This is a genomic window from Arcobacter denitrificans (SeqCode) (assembly GCF_048571185.1).
Taxonomy (GTDB): domain Bacteria; phylum Campylobacterota; class Campylobacteria; order Campylobacterales; family Arcobacteraceae; genus Arcobacter; species Arcobacter denitrificans.
Genome location: NZ_CP182350.1, coordinates 2314045 through 2334752 on the forward strand (window position 1 = coordinate 2314045; position 20708 = coordinate 2334752).

16 protein-coding genes are annotated in these 20708 nt (G+C 28.9%); 14 read left to right on the forward strand and 2 right to left on the reverse strand.

Annotation, left to right across the window (positions count from 1 at the left end; genetic code table 11):
• Positions 1-44 precede the first annotated feature (44 nt).
• The 6 genes from argC (at position 45) to ACNI28_RS11690 (ending at position 7599) form a co-directional block, all read left to right on the forward strand.
• On the forward strand, positions 45-995 hold the full coding sequence (gene argC, locus ACNI28_RS11665) for an N-acetyl-gamma-glutamyl-phosphate reductase (protein ID WP_419764414.1): 951 nt from the start codon (positions 45-47) through the stop codon (positions 993-995).
• A gap of 57 nt (positions 996-1052) precedes the next feature.
• Complete coding sequence (locus tag ACNI28_RS11670; RefSeq protein WP_419764415.1) at positions 1053-1397, forward strand: zinc ribbon domain-containing protein YjdM; 345 nt, start codon at positions 1053-1055, stop codon at positions 1395-1397.
• Between the two features lie 162 nt (positions 1398-1559).
• Complete coding sequence (locus tag ACNI28_RS11675; protein WP_419764416.1) at positions 1560-2549, forward strand: HD-GYP domain-containing protein; 990 nt, start codon at positions 1560-1562, stop codon at positions 2547-2549.
• A gap of 20 nt (positions 2550-2569) precedes the next feature.
• The gene (locus tag ACNI28_RS11680) at positions 2570-2926 is read left to right on the forward strand and encodes a hypothetical protein (RefSeq protein WP_419764417.1); all 357 of its coding nucleotides are present in this window, start codon (positions 2570-2572) and stop codon (positions 2924-2926) included.
• A 25-nt stretch (positions 2927-2951) separates the two neighbouring features.
• Positions 2952-6911, forward strand: coding sequence for a transporter substrate-binding domain-containing protein (locus ACNI28_RS11685; RefSeq protein ID WP_419764418.1), 3960 nt, complete (start codon positions 2952-2954; stop codon positions 6909-6911).
• Positions 6904-7599, forward strand: a complete 696-nt coding sequence (locus ACNI28_RS11690) for a response regulator transcription factor (RefSeq protein WP_419764419.1) — start codon at positions 6904-6906, stop codon at positions 7597-7599. Before ACNI28_RS11685 ends, ACNI28_RS11690 begins: the two co-directional genes overlap by 8 nt.
• A 41-nt stretch (positions 7600-7640) precedes the next feature.
• Here the strand turns inward: ACNI28_RS11690 and ACNI28_RS11695 are convergent, their stop codons facing one another.
• Complete coding sequence (locus ACNI28_RS11695; RefSeq protein ID WP_419764420.1) at positions 7641-8351, reverse strand: NYN domain-containing protein; 711 nt, start codon at positions 8349-8351, stop codon at positions 7641-7643.
• A gap of 40 nt (positions 8352-8391) precedes the next feature.
• Complete coding sequence (locus tag ACNI28_RS11700) at positions 8392-9570, reverse strand: N(5)-(carboxyethyl)ornithine synthase (RefSeq protein WP_419764421.1); 1179 nt, start codon at positions 9568-9570, stop codon at positions 8392-8394.
• A 283-nt stretch (positions 9571-9853) separates the two neighbouring features.
• On the opposite strand from ACNI28_RS11700, the gene ACNI28_RS11705 reads away from it, so the two are divergent.
• The 8 genes from ACNI28_RS11705 (at position 9854) to ACNI28_RS11740 (ending at position 20145) form a co-directional block, all read left to right on the forward strand.
• Positions 9854-10462 (forward strand): Crp/Fnr family transcriptional regulator, encoded by a 609-nt coding sequence (locus ACNI28_RS11705; protein ID WP_419764422.1) that lies wholly within the window; start codon positions 9854-9856, stop codon positions 10460-10462.
• Between the two features lie 92 nt (positions 10463-10554).
• The gene (locus ACNI28_RS11710; RefSeq protein ID WP_419764423.1) at positions 10555-11436 is read left to right on the forward strand and encodes a DMT family transporter; all 882 of its coding nucleotides are present in this window, start codon (positions 10555-10557) and stop codon (positions 11434-11436) included.
• Between the two features lie 180 nt (positions 11437-11616).
• Positions 11617-13029 carry an aspartate ammonia-lyase gene (gene aspA, locus ACNI28_RS11715; protein WP_419764424.1) on the forward strand — a complete coding sequence of 471 codons (1413 nt, stop codon included), beginning with the start codon at positions 11617-11619 and terminating at the stop codon, positions 13027-13029.
• Positions 13026-13517 carry an asparaginase domain-containing protein gene (locus ACNI28_RS11720; RefSeq protein ID WP_419764425.1) on the forward strand — a complete coding sequence of 164 codons (492 nt, stop codon included), beginning with the start codon at positions 13026-13028 and terminating at the stop codon, positions 13515-13517. Before aspA ends, ACNI28_RS11720 begins: the two co-directional genes overlap by 4 nt.
• A 63-nt stretch (positions 13518-13580) precedes the next feature.
• A complete protein-coding gene (locus ACNI28_RS11725) occupies positions 13581-16190 on the forward strand; it encodes a PAS domain-containing sensor histidine kinase (protein ID WP_419764426.1) in 2610 nt (869 codons plus the stop codon).
• Positions 16191-16206: 16 nt separating this feature from the next.
• The gene (locus ACNI28_RS11730) at positions 16207-16917 is read left to right on the forward strand and encodes a response regulator transcription factor (RefSeq protein WP_419764427.1); all 711 of its coding nucleotides are present in this window, start codon (positions 16207-16209) and stop codon (positions 16915-16917) included.
• 103 nt (positions 16918-17020) lie between these two features.
• Complete coding sequence (locus tag ACNI28_RS11735; RefSeq protein ID WP_419764428.1) at positions 17021-19045, forward strand: HsdM family class I SAM-dependent methyltransferase; 2025 nt, start codon at positions 17021-17023, stop codon at positions 19043-19045.
• A 68-nt stretch (positions 19046-19113) separates the two neighbouring features.
• Positions 19114-20145: a restriction endonuclease subunit S gene (locus tag ACNI28_RS11740; protein WP_419766476.1), complete on the forward strand. Its 1032-nt coding sequence runs from the start codon at positions 19114-19116 to the stop codon at positions 20143-20145.
• Positions 20146-20708 lie beyond the last annotated feature (563 nt).

Consider the following 20708-nt stretch of genomic DNA (forward strand, 5'->3'; position numbering starts at 1 on the left):
AATCAAGATAAAATGTTCAAAATATAATAATTTAAAGAGTTAAGATGAAATATAAAATTTTTGTAGACGGTCAGTTTGGAACAACTGGATTAAAAATCAATGAAATGTTAAAGAATAGAAGTGAGTTAGAACTTTTAACTATAAGTGAAGAAGATAAAAAAGATATTGAGATAAAGAAAAAGTTTTTAAATGAAGCTGATTTAGTCTTTTTATGTCTGCCAGATGCTGCTTCAAAAGAGTCAGTGGCACTTATAACAAATGAAAATACAAAAGTTATAGATGCAAGTACAGCTCACAGAACAAACCCAGAGTGGACTTATGGAATAGCTGAATTAACTATAACACAAAGAGAAAATATAAAAAACTCTAAGAGAGTTTGTGTGCCTGGTTGTCATGCGAGTGGATTTATTATGGCTATGAAACCTTTGATAGAAAATAGTATTGTTTCACCAAAAGATAAGATTGTATGTCACTCTATTACAGGATATAGTGGAGGAGGAAAAGGTTTAATTGATGCCTATGAAGATTCTGAAAATGAAGGAAAATTTATAAGTCAAAGACCTTATGCTTTAGGTCTAAGCCATAAGCACTTGCCTGAGATAAAACATGTTTTAGGATTGAAACATGCCCCATTTTTCACGCCAAGTGTTGGAAACTTCAAGCAGGGTATGCTTGTAATGTCATACTTAGTAAAGAGTGAATTTTTAAATAAAAAGATTACAAGAAAAGAAGTATTATCAATATATAAAGATTACTACAAAGATGAACAGTTTGTTAAAATCATCGAAGATGATATTGCATATCTTGATGATGGCTTCTTAGATGCAATGAATTGTAACAACACAAATAGAATCGAAATATCTGTTTATGAAAGTGAAGATTATATGCTTGTTATTTCAAGACTTGATAATCTTGGAAAAGGAGCCTCTGGAGCTGCTGTTCAAAACATGAATATCATGTTAGGTCTTGATGAAAAACTGGGACTAAAAATATAATATTTGACATTGTTAAGTTAATATCTTACAATTCCAAAAAAATTTAAAAGGAAATAGATGAGCCAATTACCAAATTGCCCAAAATGTGGAAGTGAGTATACTTATGAAGATGGAAGTTTATTAGTATGTCCAGAGTGTGCACATGAATGGTCAGCAAATGATGTAGAGTCAGAAGAAGATGTATTAGTAGTAAAAGATGCTAATGGTACAATTTTAAGTGATGGAGATGATGTAACAGTTATAAAAGACTTAAAAGTAAAAGGAAGCTCATCTGGTATCAAAGTTGGTACTAAAATCAAGGGTATTAGACTTGTTGAAGGAAATGATGGTCATAACATCGACTGTAAAGTGCCAGGTGTTGGTGCTATTAAACTTAAACAAGAGTTTGTAAAAAAACAATAATTAAATCCTTCTTATAAAGAGAGAAATGAATATTTACTCTCTTTATACTTAGTCACTTAAAAATCTCTCAAAAAAATTAATTTATTTCCACAATATCACTATTTATTCACTACTTTTTTATTATTTTTAAATAGAATTTTTAAATAAAAGAAAGAGGTAATTTTGGATAATTCAAATTATTTAGTAAATGAAGATAAATATCATAATTATGAAAAAGCTAAGTTGATAAAAATATCACCAAAGATTTTTTTAGAAAATAAAGATTTTGATTATTTAATTTATGAAGAAGATACAGATGGACTTTTCAAAAAATTTTTAGATTTTAAAAATGAATGTGATAGAACAAAAATAAATAGTGTAGAAAAAAATAATATTCAAGATCTTTATATTAAACATGAAGACTTTGATAAATATTCAAAAGATATAAGTAAATACATCTCAAATATTCTTAATAATAAAGATAATTCTCTTTTAATAAAATCTGAGTCTATACACGAACTAGCAAACGATACTATGTATGAACTATTGACTGGTGAAATTACAAAAAATAAGATAAATCATGTATCTGAAATTGTTAATAGCAGTGTTGAATTTATATTAAATGATCCAAATGCTATGCAATCAATGATTGAAGTTACAACACATGATTATTATACTTATACTCATTCTGTTGATGTATCAACATATGCACTAGCATTTGGTGCTTATTTAGGATTAAATGAGAATCAATTGAGATTTTTAGGTAAAGGAGCTATGTTACATGACATTGGCAAGAAAAAAGTTCCTTTAGAAATTATAAATAAAAATGGAAAATTAACAAAAGAAGAGTTTTCTATTATGAAAAAACACCCATCTTATGGTGTTGATATTCTTGAGAGTTTAGGTGAAAATGATAATAACTTATTGGCGATTGTAGAGGAACATCATGAAAAATTTGATGGAAGTGGATACCCAAAAGGCTTAAAAGGAAATGAGATACATCCCTTCTCTCAAATTGTAGCTATTTGTGATATTTTCAATGCACTTACAACAAAAAGGTCATATAAAGAGCCTATGTCATCTTTTGATGCAATTAAAATTATGTATGAACTTATGAGAAATGAATTAAATTTAAAATTATTATCTCAATTTATTCAATTTTTAAAAAAATAATTAGGAAAAAGGAGTTAAGTTTGAATGTTAAAAGAATAATTGATATTATAAATAACGATGATAAATTTAATTTAAAATCTAATTTAGACTATATTGATCTTGTAAATATTTTTATTAGATTAGATATAATTTGTCCAAATGAAAATCATTGGTTTAATATGTGGGAAGATTTGAGAAAACATTCTTTAGATAAAGAATGTTTACCTATAGCTTATGTATCTACTTCTTGGCATTATACAACTGATAAAGAGAAGCGAAAAAGATTTTTTGAACATCTTCAATTTGCAGAAGAAAAAAATGTTCTTGAAAAAGTTATTGATTATCTTTTTAATCTTGGTATTGATGATTTTAATACAGAATTAAATTTATATTTTTAAAATTATTTATAAAGAAGGGTTGTTATTGATTAGATTTTTATTAGTAGTTTTAATTTTATCTAATTATCTTTTTTCTGATTCTATAAAAGTAAATCTTCACTGGAAACACCAGTTTGAATTTGCTGGATTTTATGCGGCAATAGAAAAAGGCTACTATAAGGATGTAGGTTTAGATGTGGAGCTTTTTCAAAAAGATATCTCCCAATCTCTTGGAGAAAAATGTCTTAAAGGAGAGGTACAGTTTTTTACCTCTTATAATAGTGTGATACGGGATATTCAAAATGGAAAACAGTATCAACTTGTAGCAAACTATCTTAAAAGATCCCCTTTGGCATTGGCTGTAAAAAAAGATATTTTAGTTCCAAAGGATCTTAAAAATAAAACTATTATGGCAACAAAAGAGGAGATGCAAAGTGCCAATTTTAGGAAAATGTTTTTAGAAAATGGTATAAAAAAAGATGACTATAAGCTTGTAGCAAATTCTTTGGACTTAGAGGAGTTTAGATTAGGCAGGGCAGATGCAATATCCATATATCTTACCAATGAGCCTTATTTCCTACGAAAACATAAAACACCTTTTGTGATAATGGATCCTTCCCATTATGGAGGTGACTTACTTTATGATGAAAACTTATTAACTTCAAAAGAATATGCAAAAAAGCATCCTGATATTGTTAGAAAATTTGTAAATGCTACAAATAAAGGTTGGCAATATGCTCTACAAAATAAAGAAGAGATTGTAAATCTTATCTTAGAAAAATACAACACACAGAAAAAAAGTAAAGAGCATCTTCTTTTTGAAGCAGATGAAATAGAAAAGTTGATGGAACCAGATGCTTATGCGATTGGGAGTATTGATTTTAATAGGATAAAGAAAATTGAAGAGCTTTATATTAAGCTTGGAGATGCAAAAAAGTATATAGAACCAGAAGAGTTTGTATGGGAACCAAAAGATTTTTATAAAAAAGTATTATTAACGCAAAAAGAAAAAGAATTTATAAAAAAACATCCTAGTATAACGTTTGGTATTGATTCTAAATGGCCACCATATATTATTATAGATAAAAATGGTAGGCAAAGTGGTTATGAAATAGAGATGCTAAAAAAAATCAATGAATTAACAGGACTAAATATTCACCTTAAGACAGGACAATGGAGTGATATGTTAGAAGAAGCAAAATCCCACAAGATTGCTGGTGTGACTACCTCTGTTTATCATAAAGAACGAGAGAAAGATTTTATTTTTAGTAATCCTTATAATTTAGTACGATATATGATTGTAACAGCACCTGGAAATCCTTATAATTTTAAACAGCCTAAGGAACTTAAAGGGATGGACATAGCTGTAGAAAAAGGTAATCTTGTCATAATTAAGATAGCACGTAATTTAAGTGGGAAAGATTTAACTTTTTCAAATAGTCGCCCAGAAGCTTTTGATATGGTGGCTAGAGATGAAGTTCAGGCAACTATTGCTTCTGAGGATATTTGGTATTGGATTAGTAAAAATGATTATCGTAATGTTCTTCCTGCATTTACCTTACCTGATAAAATTGAGTTACGTTATTCTATTCGTAAAGATTGGTTGGAACTAAAATCAATACTTGATAAAGCTATTAAAGCTATTCCAGAAGAAGAAAAAATTGCTTTAAAAAATAAATGGCTCTTAATTAAAGATTCAAATATGAATAGGAGCGTTAATCTTACATCAAAAGAAAAAGAATTTTTAGATAATCATCCAATTATAAAAGTGAGTAGTGAGTACGACTGGCCGCCACTAGACTATCACGATGAAGATGATAGACCAGCAGGATATAGTATAGATTATCTTACATTAATTGCAAAAAAGCTTGGTATAAAAATAGAGTTTGTTTCTGATAAGTGGAGTACTCTTGTAGAGAAATTTAATACTCGCCAAATTGATATTATTCATTCTCTTGCTAGTACACCTGAAAGAGAAAAGCTTGGATGGTATATCCCTTTTTTAAAGTTGCCTGTGCATTTTGTGATAAGAGATGGTGCTTCTGAACCTCAAACTATAAAAGATATGTATGGAAAAACTGCTGTTTATTTTAAAGGATGGCAGACAAGTCAAGCATTGAAGAAAAAACATCCTCAACTAAAATTTTATGAAGTTGATACAACCTTGGAAGGTTATCATGCTCTCGCACTTGGAAAAGCAGACTTTTTGATTGATCAACGTCCAGCAGCATATTATATGATACAAAAAAACAGGCTTTATAACCTTAAGATTGCTGGAATCTATCATGAAGAATCTGAAACAGGTTTACATATTGCAGTACGTAAAGATTGGCCAGAATTGAATAGTATTATAAAAAAGACTATGGATTCAATTTCCTTAGAAGAGATACATAGAGTAAATAAAAAATGGCATATAGGCAATGATAAACCTGAGTTTCTTTCATTGAAAGAGCAAGAATGGTTGAAAAAATATGGAGCTTTAAAACTGTGTATCGATCCAAATTGGGAGCCACTTGAGTATATTGATGAAAATGGGATACATGCAGGTATAAGTTCTGAGTTTATGAAGATACTGACGCAAAAGATTGGACAAAAGGCAGTTCTTTATCCTACAAAAAATTGGCAGGAGGCATTAGATGCTGCACAAGAGGGTAGATGTGATATCCTGCCCATGATTGCTAAAACACCAAGTCGTGAAAAATATCTAAATTTTACTACACCACATTTTTCTTCTAAAAATGTTATCGTAACTCGAGAAGATGTTTCCTATATAGAGGATATCTCAAAATTAGAAAATGAAATTTTTGGTGTAGTTAAAGACTATGCTATAACAGAGTTAATAAAACAAAAATATCCAAAAATCAAACTTTTAGAGGTTGACTCCGTAGAAGATGGTTTACAACAAGTTGATGAAAAGAAGATTTTTGGTTTTATAGACACTGTGCCAACAGTTGCGTGGCATATTAAAAATATGGGACTTATCCAACTTAAAATTTCAGGGGATACTGGTATCCCTTTAAAGCTTGGTTTTGGTGTAAAAAAGGATTATCCAGAACTTTATAGTATAGTACAAAAAGCAGTTGATACCATAACTCAAAATGAAAAAGATGCTATTGTAAATCATTATGTAAATGTACGATATGAAAAAGGGTTTGATTATACATTTTTTTATAAAATTTCAGGGATTATTTTATTTGTATTTTTATTTATTTTTTACCATATAATACAAAAAGAGAAACTTAATAAAGCGCTAAGAGAAAAAGTAAGAGAGGAACTTGAAAAATCAAGACAAAAAGACAATATGATATTTCATCAAAATAAACTTATATCTATGGGAGAGATGATTGAAAATATTGCCCATCAATGGAGACAACCACTTTCACAAATCAATGCTTCAGTATTAGTTATCGATGATAAAATAGCTGAAAAAAGGATTGATTCTAAGGGTATAGAAAAAGAGCTTAATGATATTGAGAATATGACAAAATATATGTCTCACACAATCGATGATTTTAGGAATTTGTTATCACAAGAAAAAAATATTGAAATATTTACATTAAATGATATTCTAGAAAAAACATTTATGATAATTGAATCTTCACTTAAATACCATAACATTGCTATTGAAGAAAATGTACGAGATAACTTTAAAATTTCAGGGTATAAAAGTGAATTGATGCAAGTATTATTGGTAATATTAAATAATGCAAAAGATATTTTGATTGAAAATAAAGTAAAACTTCCTAAAATAATGATTAGTATTTATTCTAAAAATGAGTTAATGAATATTAAAATATCGGATAATGGTGGTGGAGTGGTTCAGGAAAATTTACAAAAAATATTTGAGCCATATTTTACTACAAAATACAAAACACAAGGGACAGGTTTGGGATTATATATATCAAAAGTAATTATAGAGCAAGGGATGAATGGAAAACTAGAAGTTGAAAATAATAAAACTGGTGCTTGCTTTACTATAAGTTTAAATAGGGCAGAAGATGAGTAGTAATGAAAAAAGAAATTATAGTGTACTTTTTGTAGAAGATGAAGATGAGATTAGATTAAAATATTTAAAACATATTGAAAAACTATTTGAAACTGTTTATGAAGCAAAAGATGGAGAAGAAGCATATAAAATATATCTTGATAAAAAGCCTAATATTATGATTATAGATATTAACTTACCAAAACTAAATGGGATAGAACTCTTACAAAAAATTAGAAAAAAAGATTATACAACAAAAGCTATAATGCTAACTGCTTATTCAAGTAAAGAGTATTTATTAAGTGCAACTGAATTGATGCTTACAAAATATTTAGTAAAACCAATAACAAGAATAGAACTAAAAGATGCCTTAACTTTAGTTATTAAGGAACTTGATAAGTTTGATATTATTGAAAAAAAAACTATTTATCTTAAAGAAAATTATTATTGGAATTTAGAAAACAATGAATTATATAATGCTGAAAATCAATTAGTACCTTTAACTCAAAATGAGACAAAAATATCAGAAATATTATTTAATAATATCAATAGAACAATGACTTTTGATGATATTATTTTCTATGTCTGGGAGGATAGTTTTAATAAGGATTTTGAAAGTAATTTAAAAACTACAATTAAAAACCTTAGAAAAAAGCTCCCCAAAGATACAATAAAAAATATATTTGGGATAGGCTATAGGGTTGAATAATTTTAATAAATTATTTGACTCATATAAAAACAGTTTAACTATTAGTCAATTACTCTTATAAAAATATGTACGTTTCTATTTTTGTTAAATGGTATCTCATTTAACTCAAGATAATCTAATGATTTCATTAGCTTTCCATATTTATCATAGCCATATGTTCTTGGATCAAAAGAAGGGTAGTTTTTATTTATATGTTTAACTACTGCTGATAAATTTGCCCAGTCATCATCATCTGATACAGCAATTACTGCTTTTGTGATTATATCTTTTAATCTATTTTGTTCATTATTTGTTTGGGTTATCTCTTTTATCTCTCGTAAGTTTTCAGTATATACAAACTTGTCACAAGCAGATATAAAAGCTTCTGGTGTTTTTTGTTCACCAAAACCATATACTTTAAGTCCTGATTCTCTAATTCTTGTAGCCAATCTTGTAAAGTCACTATCAGAAGAGACTATACAAAATCCATCAAGACTATTTTCATGTAAAATATCCATAGCATCTATTATAAGTGAAGAGTCCGTTGCATTTTTCCCATTTGTATAACTAAACTGTTGAATAGGTTGTATTGCATGGGTATGTAGATGTTCTTTCCAACTTTTAAGTTGAGTCGTAGTCCAGTCTCCATATGCTCTTTTTATATTTGTTATTCCAAATTTTGCTATCTCTTCTAATAACTCAGAGATAACAGAAGCTTGTGCGTTATCTGCATCAATTAGGACTGCTAGTTTTTCTGTACTCATTTCAATCATTTATTAAATCCTTTATAGTAAATAAGATTATATCCAATAACTAGGCAATTTTATTTAATACTGCTTTTTCTTCAATAGTAACATAAGGATGAGGATACTCCACTTTTCTATTCTGAAAGGCGAGTATGGATTTGTTTAAAATAATTCCAGAGTCAATATTGATTGCTTGTCGAATGGTTTCATCTTCTTGCCAAGCTTTATGTCCTGCTAGTACTGTTTTTAAATATACAATTAAAGCAGCAGAAATAGAGCGAGTAGCACTCTCCCAAAGATAACTAGGAGTATGGTCAACAGCATAATAATCTATGGTACCGTGTTTAAACATAGGTTCTTTAAAGGTAGTAGGTTTTGCAAAAAAGAATCCCATGCCTTCATCACAACTCACATCAATGATTAGACTATTGGGTTTAAGAGAAGCTTTCTCTTCTTCTATAACAAAATTGGTAGGACTGGCTGTATCTTGGAAAACACCATTTACTATGATATCTGCTTCTGAAATGAATTCTGAAAGTGGGTGAACTCTTCCATCATGTTCAATAACTACCATACGCGCTTCATCATCTTTGCCTTCTTGAACTCTCACATAGTGACAATCAAGAACCTCTTCTCTTACTTCATGATCTGGTCGTTGAATACAGATAGTAATATCTCTAAATCCATGAGCTTTTAAGGCATAAATAGCGCCACGACTAACTGCACCAAAACCAAAGATGACGATTTTACGCTGATTGCCATAATGTCCATCGATACCTTTAAGTTGCAGGGCATGTATAACTGCACAATATCCTGCCATCTCATTGTTTTTATAAAAGGTGTGTCGTCCTATTTGTCCCTCTGGAGACCAAACAAACATATCTTCAAAAGCGATAAGGGTCTGTTTTCGTCTGATAGCTGCCTGTGTTATATCTTCTTGTTGTACACAATGGACATATCCCCAAAGAGTTCCTCCCTCTTTGAGCTCTTCTAAATCTTCCAATACGGGTTTATTGATAATAACTGCACCAATATTTGCCAAAAGATTATGTCGCGTGTCAATGCCACCGCTTAAGGCTGCAATCTCTTTATCTGATATACCAAAAGGTTTTCCATAGCCCTCTTCAAATATCAATTGCTTACGCAAAGCTTCTGGAATACGAGAAAGGTGTTTGGGATGGATAGGTAACCTTCTTTCATCTATTTTTTTTGAAGTTCCAATAACTCCCATTTTTAATCTGTTCATCTTTTTATTTCCTTTAAAAAAATTCAATAAGTATGACGTTATGGACGAAGAAGTAGTTTCGAAAATAGGTCTGTTTATTTATATATTGCTCTGTTTAAAATGCAAAAGAGTTTTCACTCTATACAAATATCGGGGTATCAAACCTAAGAAGCGAGTTTTGAGTATTGTAATACGCGTTTATGCTTACACTCTATCTGAATAAACGGTTTAAAGCAAACGGTTAATTATAAGTATTTTAAAATGCTATAATTTCATGAATATTATAAATAGGATAAAAAACTCAATGCTAACTTCAAAAGAAGAGCTTATTTTCTTGACTCAATTAAGAGAAGTATGTAAACAGTACCACGATTTTTCAGATGATGCATTTGAAGCATTTAAACAAATATGTTTTATAAAAGAGGTGAAAAAAGCTGAGGTTTTACAAGATGTTTACTCCCCTGCTAAATATATCTATTTTATTTGTAAAGGGGTTTTAAGAACATACTTTTTAAATGAAGAGGGTGCAATTTATACTAAAAATCTATTTAGTGAAAACTATTTTTCTGCTTCAAAAGTTTCACTGCTAACTCAAGAGGATTCTTACCTTTGTATTGATGCACTGGAAGATTGCACTATTATTTATATTGATTTTGAAGAGTACAAAGATTTAATAAAAACAAATGACGAATTCAAATCTTTTTATATTGCTTATTTAGAAAAAAACTGGGTAATCGTAAAAGAGAAAAATGAAATCTCCCTCATACTAGATGATGCAAGTATTCGATATAAAAACTTCATTAAAAACAATCCTAATATTGAAAACAGAATTTCCCTACAGCATATAGCAAATCATCTTGGCATAAGCCCTACACAGTTAAGTCGTATTCGAAAAAAGTTAAAAGAGAATTAGAAATTTTATAAATTCTATAAAATCAACATATGTAAAGGACAAAGGATTTTTTTTTGATTATTATTTTAGGATATATTTTCTAAAGGATTATTTTGATAAATAAAATAAAAGCTCATCTTTTACTCTTGCTTGCTACATTTTTAGTAGCTGGTTCGTTCATAGCATCACAAGAACTATCTGGTGTAATTGATCCCATATCTTTGACTCTTTGTCGATTTGTTTTTGCTACACTATTTTTATCTCCATTGATTATAATAAATAAAAAATATCGTAGTAAGGTATTATCTACTCTTCCTAGGGGTATGATTATAGGTTTTTTTTATTCCCTTTATTTTATAGGATTATTCAAAGCTTTAGAGAGTACAACTGCCTTAAATACAGGGACACTTTTTACTCTCGTACCACTACTTACAGCAATATTTGCAATCTTTTTATTAAAACAAAGAATAGCCTTTATTAACTTGATAACTTATGTTTTAGGTATTGTTGGAACATGTATAGTTGTATTTAAAGGTGATTTAGAACTATTTATAAAGTTTCAATTAAATCAAGGGGATATTATATTTCTATTTGCCATTATTTCTATGGCTTTATACTCTATTTGTACAAAATTATTGCACAAAGAAGGGGATGAGCTTATTGTTTTAGTCTTTGTAACTTTGTTTAGTGGAATTATTTGGATGTCCATATCATTATTATTTATGGATATATCTTTACAATGGGATAAAATATCAGGTGACTTGCTTTATTATATGCTTTACTTAATAGTAGGAGCAACATTAGCCACTGTATATTTATACCAACAAGCATCAATAAACTTGGGTCCTAAAAAAGTCATGGCCTATGTTTATATAAGTCCAGCTTGTATTGCCTTATTGATGTTTATAATTGATGGACAAACTATTGGCTTAAATGTCTTTATAGGTATTGTTATATCTTCTATAGCTACTGTTATTCTTTTATCTAAAGAGTAGTTTTTATAATATTAATTATTATATTGAGATGTTCTTAGTTTTTTTATTAGTTTTGGTTGATTTTATGACTTATTAATAGTAGAATTTCCTTATAATTAAATATTAGAAAATAAAAACACACTTTTTGCATACTTATTTAGTATAGTATTACATTAGTATAATTCAGATAAAAGAGAGCAAATGGAAACTTCATATAGAATAGAAAAAGACTTTTTAGGTGAGAAAAAAATAGAAAAAGATTGTTATTATGGAATACAGACTTTAAGAGCAAGTGAGAATTTTGATATTACTCATACAAGCTTGTCTTTATTTCCAACTTTCATAAAATCTCTTGCGAAGGTTAAAAAATCTTGTGCTTTGACAAATTATGAGCTGGGCGATTTAACAGATATACAAAGGGATGCTATTATTCAAGCTTGCAATGAAATAATTGATGGAAAATTTCACGATCAGTTTATTGTAGATCCTATCCAAGGAGGAGCAGGAACTTCTACAAATATGAATGCAAACGAAGTTATAGCAAACAGAGCTTTAGAGATACTTGGGAAACCTAGAAGTTCTTATGATGTTATTCATCCAAACAATCATATAAATATGAGTCAATCTACAAATGATGTATATCCTACTGCTATTAAAATAACTCTATATGAATTAATATACAAATTAAAAGACAGTTTACGGTACTTAAGGGATTGTTTTGAAGAAAAATCAGTAGAGTTTAAAGATGTACTTAAGATGGGAAGAACACAGCTTCAAGATGCTGTTCCTATGACTTTAGGGCAAGAATTTAAAACCTATGCTGTTATGATTGATGAAGATATATTTAGATTAAGGGATGCACAAGCACTTCTAAAAGAGGTTAATTTAGGAGCAACAGCAATTGGTACAGGAATAAACTCAAAACCTGCATACCAAAGAAAGGTTATAAGTAACCTACGAGAAGTTACAGGAATAGATTATATTAATGCCGGAGATTTAATAGAAGCAACACAAGATACTGGTGCTTTTGTTCATATTTCAGGGATACTAAAAAGAGTAGCAATCAAGATGTCAAAGATTTGTAACGACCTGAGACTTTTAAGTTCTGGTCCAAGAGCAGGATTCAATGAGATAAATCTTCCACCAATGCAACCTGGAAGTTCTATAATGCCTGGAAAAGTAAACCCCGTAATCCCAGAAGTTGTAAACCAAGTTGCCTTTGAGGTAATTGGGGCAGATACAACTATCTCAATTGCTAGTGAAGGTGGACAATTACAGTTAAATGTATTTGAACCACTAATTGCATATAAACTATTTACTTCTATAAATATGATGAGAAGAGCATTTTACTCTTTAGGTGAAAAATGTATTAAAGGTATCACTGCAAACGAAGAGGTTTGTATGAATAATATCCTAAATTCAGTTACTTTAATTACTTGTCTAAATCCAATCTTAGGATATGAAAAAAGTTCTGCAATAGCAAAAGAGGCTTTGGCAACAGATAAAAGAGTATATGATATTATTTTAGAGCAAGAACTATTTACAAAAGAGGAGTTAGATAAGCTTTTACATCCAGGAAACATGGTACATAACTTGATTAAGGAAGTTAGATGAATATAACAGTTTTAAATACTGGTGGAACTTTTAACAAAAGATATAATCCAATAAAAGGAGAACTTGAAGTTCCAAGTGATAATATAGCTTTAGATAAGATAATAAAATCTTGTCATAATGTAAACTTTGATATTAAAAATATAGTTTCAAAAGATAGTTTGTATTTTACAGATACAGATAGAGAGATTATCTTAGATGAGGTTAAGAATAGCACAAGTGATAAAATCATAATCATACATGGAACAGATACAGTTGATTTAACTTCAAAGTTTTTTGATGGAAAAATCGAAGGTAAAAAGATAGTCTTTACCGGTGCTATGGTTCCTATGAGTATTGATGAGGTTGAAGCAACTATGAACTTTGCGCAAGCTTTGGGGTTTTTAAATACAGATGTAAAGCCAGGTCTTTATATCTCTATGCATGGGGTTGTTGTTGAGCATAGCAGACTTAAAAAAGATAGAAGTGTAGGACAGTTTCTAATTAATTAGCTATATTTAATAAAGTTTCAATATAATTGAATCATCTGAAACAATTATGAAACAGGTTATTAAATGATTTTAAAAAATAAAAAAAAATATAGCTTAAATGACATAGAGCGATTATATTCTCAAATACCTCTTATATTTATAATAGTAATCGCTTTATTGTCTTTTCTTATTACCTTTTTTATTTTAGACTCTAAGCAAACAAGACAAATAGATTTATTAAAACAAAAATATTCTTTAAATTATGAATTTGCTCAAAAAGAAGAGATAAACAGATTTAAGTCTTATGTTGAAAAAAGATTAAAAAATAGTTTTTCCAAAGAAGAGATACATCTAAAAAATATAACTTATAAAGTTGTTGGATATATACAAGCAAACCAGTTAAAAAAGTCTAAAAAACTAAAAAAATATCTAAAAAATATAGAAAAAACAAATAACATAAATCTTACTATCTTTAAAAAAAATAGTTTAAATATTTTATATGGAAACAAATCAATTTTTTATTTACAAAACCTAATTTATAGCTACAAAGAGAAGAAATATAAAGAGTTTACTTTAAAATATATCTACTCTCAAGGTAAAGATAACCTTCAATATTGGAAAGATGATGTTGCAAAAACTGTAAGACTAAGTTTCTTTGATAGGCTAATAATTGATGATGAAGAGTATTATATAGGCTCTTTTTCTACAATAAATTCAATTAAAGAGATTACAAAAAGAGCGATTATAGATGCAATAAACAGTAATAACTTTGACATTTGGTTTTACGATATCATTTCACAAAAAACATATAACTTTAATAATCAAAAAAAATATGCAGACTCTGCTGAGCTATTTAAAAATAAAAAATCAAACAAATCATATGATATATTAAATCACTATTTCAATGACTTTGAATATAGTGATAAGTTTAAAAACTATAGCTACCTTTACGAAAAATACAGTTTTTTAGTCTCAGGGTTTTATGATAAAAAAATCGTAGAAAATGAGATAAAAGATACTATTTATAAAATAAAAAATGATTATAGAAATCTACTTTTCAAAATCTTTATTTATATCTTAGTAAGTGCTGCTTTACTTATCTTACTTACTTATCTTTTTACAAACTTTATTAAAACAATTATCAATGAGTACAACAAAGAGTTAGAGAATAAAACTGTCTCTTTGATTCACTGGAAAAAGAGATTTGAGTTGGCAATTATTGCTTCAAATGATGGCTTGTGGGATATTGATTTTAAGACACAAAAAATATATTTTTCTGATAAATGGTTAGATATGTTTGGCTATGAAAAAGATGAAGTTTTGACTTTTTCTGATTGGTTTAATCTAATACACAATGAAGACAAAGCAAATGTAGAAAAACTCTTTGACAAAATATTTGCAAAAGGTGATGATACTTTTATTTGTGAGTATAGGTTGAAGAGTAAAAATGAGGGATTTAAATGGGTACTTGCCCGAGGTAAATCCTTTCTTGATGATAATAATGAACTAGATAGAATGCTTATGATGTCTATGGATATAGACAAAAATAAAAGGATGAAAAAAGAGCTACTAGACGTGGAACTTTTAGTAGAAGATGGAAAGATTGTAATTTTTAAACTTGCTAATAATGAAAACCTATCAGTTCAATATATCTCAAATAGTATTCAAACCTTTGGATATAGCAAAAATGAGTTTGAAAAAGAGAATATAAAGTTTATGGAACTAATCCATAAAGATGATATAGATAATGTACAAGTTGCTATTAATGCAGCTGTAAAAAAAGACCTGCCAAACTTTACTTTTACATGTAGAATAATAAACGCTGCAAATGAGACAAGATGGATATCAAGTAGGGTAATACTTATAAAAAACCATTCTGGACAAGTGAGTCATTTTTATGGGTATTTAAATGACATCACAAAAATAAAACTAAGTGAAGAGGAACTTAAATTAAAAGTTCAAGATGAACTTGTAAAAAACAGAGAAAAAGATAGAATCCTTATCCAGCAAAATAAACTTGCAGCCATGGGAGAGATGCTTGGAAATATTGCTCACCAATGGAGACAGCCTTTAAATAATATCTCTTTGATACTACAATTCTTGCGGGACAATTACAAAAATAAAGAAGTAAGTGATGAAAAGCTAGATAAGTTTATGAATAAAGCAAATAAACATATAGAGTATATGAGTGATACAATAGATGATTTTAGAAACTTTTATAAACCCTCAAAAACACAAAATAAGTTTTTTGTAAATGAGTCTGTTGATACTCTACTTGATATGATAAAAAATCAATATGAGAGTGAAAATATAAAAATAAACTTTGAGTATGAAAAAGTGGAAATCACAAATTATGAAAATGAACTAAAACAAGCTTTATTAAATATCCTAAACAATGCAAAAGATGCCCTTCTTATGAAAAAAGAAAAAGAAGACTTTGAAGCCTTGATTGATATATCATTAAAAAAACATGATGATAAGATGACTTTAGAAATATCAAACAACGGTGGAAATATAGATGAAGAGATATTATATAAAATCTATGAGCCATATTTTACAACCAAGTTTGAAACCCAAGGAACAGGAATAGGTCTATATATGACCAAATCAATAATAGAGACTAATATGAAAGGAAAAATAGAAGTAGAAAATATAAGTGAGGGTGTAAGGTTTGTCATTACACTAAATATTTAACTTCTAAGGGAAAACAATGAGTGAATATATTACAAGAGTATTATTAGTTGAAGATGAAGAAGATGCCAGAGAGATTTTAAGTTTTTATCTTGATACAGTTTTCGATGAAGTAGAGATTGCCTGTGATGGAAAAGAGGGCTTTGAGTTATATGAAAAATCATATCAAGAGAACAAAACCTTTGATTTAGTATTAACAGATATCCAAATGCCAAATGTAGATGGGCTAACTATGATTGAAAATATCACAGCAGTAAATGAAAATCAAAAGTTCATAATAGTATCAGCATACAAAGATGAAGAGTATCTTTTCAAGTCAATAAACCTAAATGTAATCTCATATTTTGTAAAACCTTTAGAGGTAAAAAATATGATGGAGATGTTAAAAAAAGTCAAATCAAAAGTTCTAGAAGATAAATCAAATGAGCCAATGGAAGAAGAGATTGTAAAAATAAATAACACATATGAATACAATAGAAAAACAAATCTTCTATATAGAAATGATGAGTTAGTAAATCTATCAAAAAAAGAAAAACTTCTAATAGAGGCTTTAGTTAAAAATATAAAAGAGATAAAAACAAAAGAGTATCTAAAAGAGTTCATCTGGAATGATATCAATACTTCTGATGCTACTATGCGTACTGTTATAAAAAGGGTTAAAGATAAGATTGCTGATGATGATTTTATTGTTTCTAAGAAGGGGTTGGGGTATTTGATTGAGAGAGGGTAATTAATAAACAGTTGTACATCAAAATTAACATTAATCAATCTTCAGCTAGAATATCAAATCTAAACTTTACAGACATAATAAAAGAAATACATTGGGAAAATAAATGGCACAATCAATAGAACCAAATATTGCAGATTTAGCTAACGGATGGCTTAAATCTTATAAATTAGATTATAAACTAGAACAAGAATCTTTAAATAGTCAAATAGATAAGGCTCTTAAAGAGTATGAATCTAAAGGTGGTGGGAAAGGTGGAAATCGTCCTGATGCTAAACTATTACTAAAAGATAAAAATACAAACTATTTCCCAGTACTTATTGAATATAAAGGAGTTAAAGGAAAACTAGAAAAGCTTAACTCTAACGGACAAGTTGAAAATAAAACAGCTAAAAATGAACCAAATTTTAAAAATATAAAAGATTTTGCAGTAAATGGTGCAGTTCATTATGCAAATGCTCTATTGCACCATACAAACTACACAGATATTATCGCTATAGGTATGACAGGCTATAAAGATGCTAAGGGAGATATTCAACATGAAATAGGTGTCTATTTTGTCTCAAAAGACAACTTGGGAGTGGGACAAAGAGTTGGAGATTTTTCAGATTTTTCTTTTTTAGCAGATAAGAATTTTGACAGCTTTATTGAAGATGTGAAAAACTTACATCTTACACAAGAAGAACTAGACACTCTAAAAGCACAAAAAGAAAAAGAGATTGATGCTAGCTTAGTAAAACTTAACAACGACATTTATCAAAATGAAAAAGGCTTAGGGGAAAATGACCGTGTTTATCTTGTAGCTGCTTCTATTATAGCAACGATTGGAATACCAAATAAAGTTCCTGTTTTAGATAAAACAGATTTAAAATCACAGACATTTGTTGGTGGGAGAGATGGAGATATTGTCATTGGTAGAATTACTGCTTTTTTAAACGAAAAAGGGATTCCACAAGAAAAAAAAGAGTTAATCATAAGAACATTATCAAATACTCTTCTTACTGAAAACATCAACAAAGTACAAAATGGTGAGAGTCAACTAAAAAGAGTATTTACTAAAATTGTAGATGATTTAGGGATATATTACAAGATAGGTTTAACGACAGATTTTACAGGAAAACTTTTTAATGAGATGTATGGTTGGCTTGGTTTCTCACAAGACAAGCTAAACGATGTAGTTCTAACTCCTTCATATATTGGTACACTTTTAGTAAAGTTAGCAAGGGTAAATAAAGATTCTTATGTATGGGATTTTGCTACTGGTTCAGCTGGTCTGTTAGTTGCAGCTATGAATGAGATGTTAAACGATGCAAAAGAGAGTATCCCTTCACCTGATGAGCTTACTCAAAAACAGATAAAAATAAAAGCAGAACAACTCCTAGGTTTAGAGTTACTTTCAAGTGTTTATATGTTGGCTATCTTAAATATGATTCTTATGGGTGATGGAAGCTCAAACATTTTAAATAAAGATTCACTAGCAGATTTTGATGGAAACTATGGATTTGGTAAAACTGACAGTAAATTTCCTGCTGATGCTTTTGTGTTAAATCCTCCATATTCAGCAGATGGAAATGGGATGGTTTTTGTACAAAAAGCTCTGGATATGATGAACAAAGGATACGCCGCAATCATTATACAAAACTCAGCAGGTTCAGGGAAAGCAAAAGAGTACTGTAAAAAAATACTTGAAAAACACACTCTATATGCAAGTATAAAAATGCCTGTAGATATATTTATAGGAAAAGCAAGTGTACAAACCAACATATATGTTTTTAAAGTAAATGAGAAACATCATAAAGATGAGATGGTAAAGTTTATAGACTTTTCAAACGATGGCTATACAAGAACAAACCGTAAAAAAGCTAGTAACAACCTAAAAGATACAGACCGTGCAAAACAGAGATATGAAGAGCTGGTAAACTTAGTACGGTTTGGAAAAAGTAAACTGAGTATCTTTACAGATAAAGAGTATTATGAAGGAAATATTGACCCAACAAATGGAGCAGACTGGAACCAGTCATCCCCAATAGATACAAAACCAACATTAGAAGATTTTAAAAAAACTGTAAGTGATTACTTAACTTGGGAAGTTTCAAATATATTAAAATCTAAAGGTGCTGAGGGAAAGTAAATACCCTACTTAACAAGAGACTAGAGAATGTTGAGTGGGGAGAATATAAATTAGGTGATTTATTTGAAATAAATCCAACAAAATATTATAAATTAGATAATAATACAATAATATCAAAGAATGGAACTGTTCCATTAATTTCAAATTCTTCTACCGATAATGGAGTCATGGGATTTTCAAATATTGAAGCAAATAATATAGGAAATACATTAACTTGTTCTGATACAACACTTGGTGCAGAAACAATGTACTATCAAAAAAATGATTTTATAGGCTATTCTCATATCCAACATTTGGTGCCAAAATTTAAGCCATTTAATAAAGAAATTGCAGAATTTATAATAACTTCTTGTAGAATTTCTACATCTAAGAAATTTGATTATGGAAATAAATTTAACCGTGATGCAATGAATAAAACAAAAATTCAACTCCCAAGCAAAAACAAAAAAATAGATTTCGATTTTATGAAAAGTTTCATAACAGAACTTGAAGCAGAGCGAATATCAAAGATAGAAACTTATTTATTAGCTAGTGGATTAAAGGACTATAGTTTAACAGATGAAGAGCAACAAACTTTAGAAGATTTTGAAAGTGGAATTATTGAATGGAATGCATTTAATCTTGAAAATCTTTTTGGAAAATCAACTCGTGGAAAAAGACTAAAAAGTGATGATAGAATTTCTGGAAGTTTGCCTTTTGTAACAGCTGGTGAATTAGATGAAGGGATTTCAGATTTTATTGGAAATAATGTAAATATTTTTTCAAAAAATACTATAACAATTGATATGTTCGGCTCAGCAAAATATAGGAATTATCAATATGGAGGAGATGATCATATTTCAGTTGTACACACTGAAAACCTACCTAAACTTGCATCAGTTTTTATAACAAGTGCAATACATAAAACATCTTATACAGGTAAGTTTAATTATGGAAGAAATTTCTATCCAAAAGATGCCGATGAATTAGATATTTCACTTCCAATAAGAAACAATCAACCAGACTATAAAACTATGGAAACACTTATATCAGCTATTCAAAAACAAGTTATCAAAGATGTTGTTTTATATACAAATAAAAAGCTAAATGTTGCAAAATGACATGTTTTTTGAAAATTTTGGGACAGGATACTAATTATTTGTAAATTGAATTTTAATTTTTAATAAAATATATATTCTATATTCTCTTGAACACCTAAAGGTATTCGCTCCTCTTACTTTGTATGGACAAAGTAAGCAAAACCACCAACAGAGTTTCAAAGCCCTTTGGGTTCCCTCACTTATTATTTTTATCTTTTCTGCTTGGCAAAACTCGTTTATTAAAACTTGCATTTAGCAACTTTTAAACACTCAGACAGTTGACAATCTTGTTTAGAAAAGAGAAAAATAAACGTTCGGCTTTTGCAAATGTTGGAAATAAAAGGTGGGATAAGGACATTTGCATTTTGATTTGTTTAGACTTATAATTTTTACTTTGTAAATTTACAAATGATAGTTTGAACTTTTTTCTTCCCAGACTTTGATGAAGCCGGAAGTTTTGAAATAATTTTCGGAAAAGCCTGAGGACTGTTTGAGGAGAGAAAAGTGCTAAATGCACTTTTTCGACGAGTTCCGCAAGGCAGAAAACTTATTTTAAAACTGGAGGGGAGCTTTGCCTTCATCAA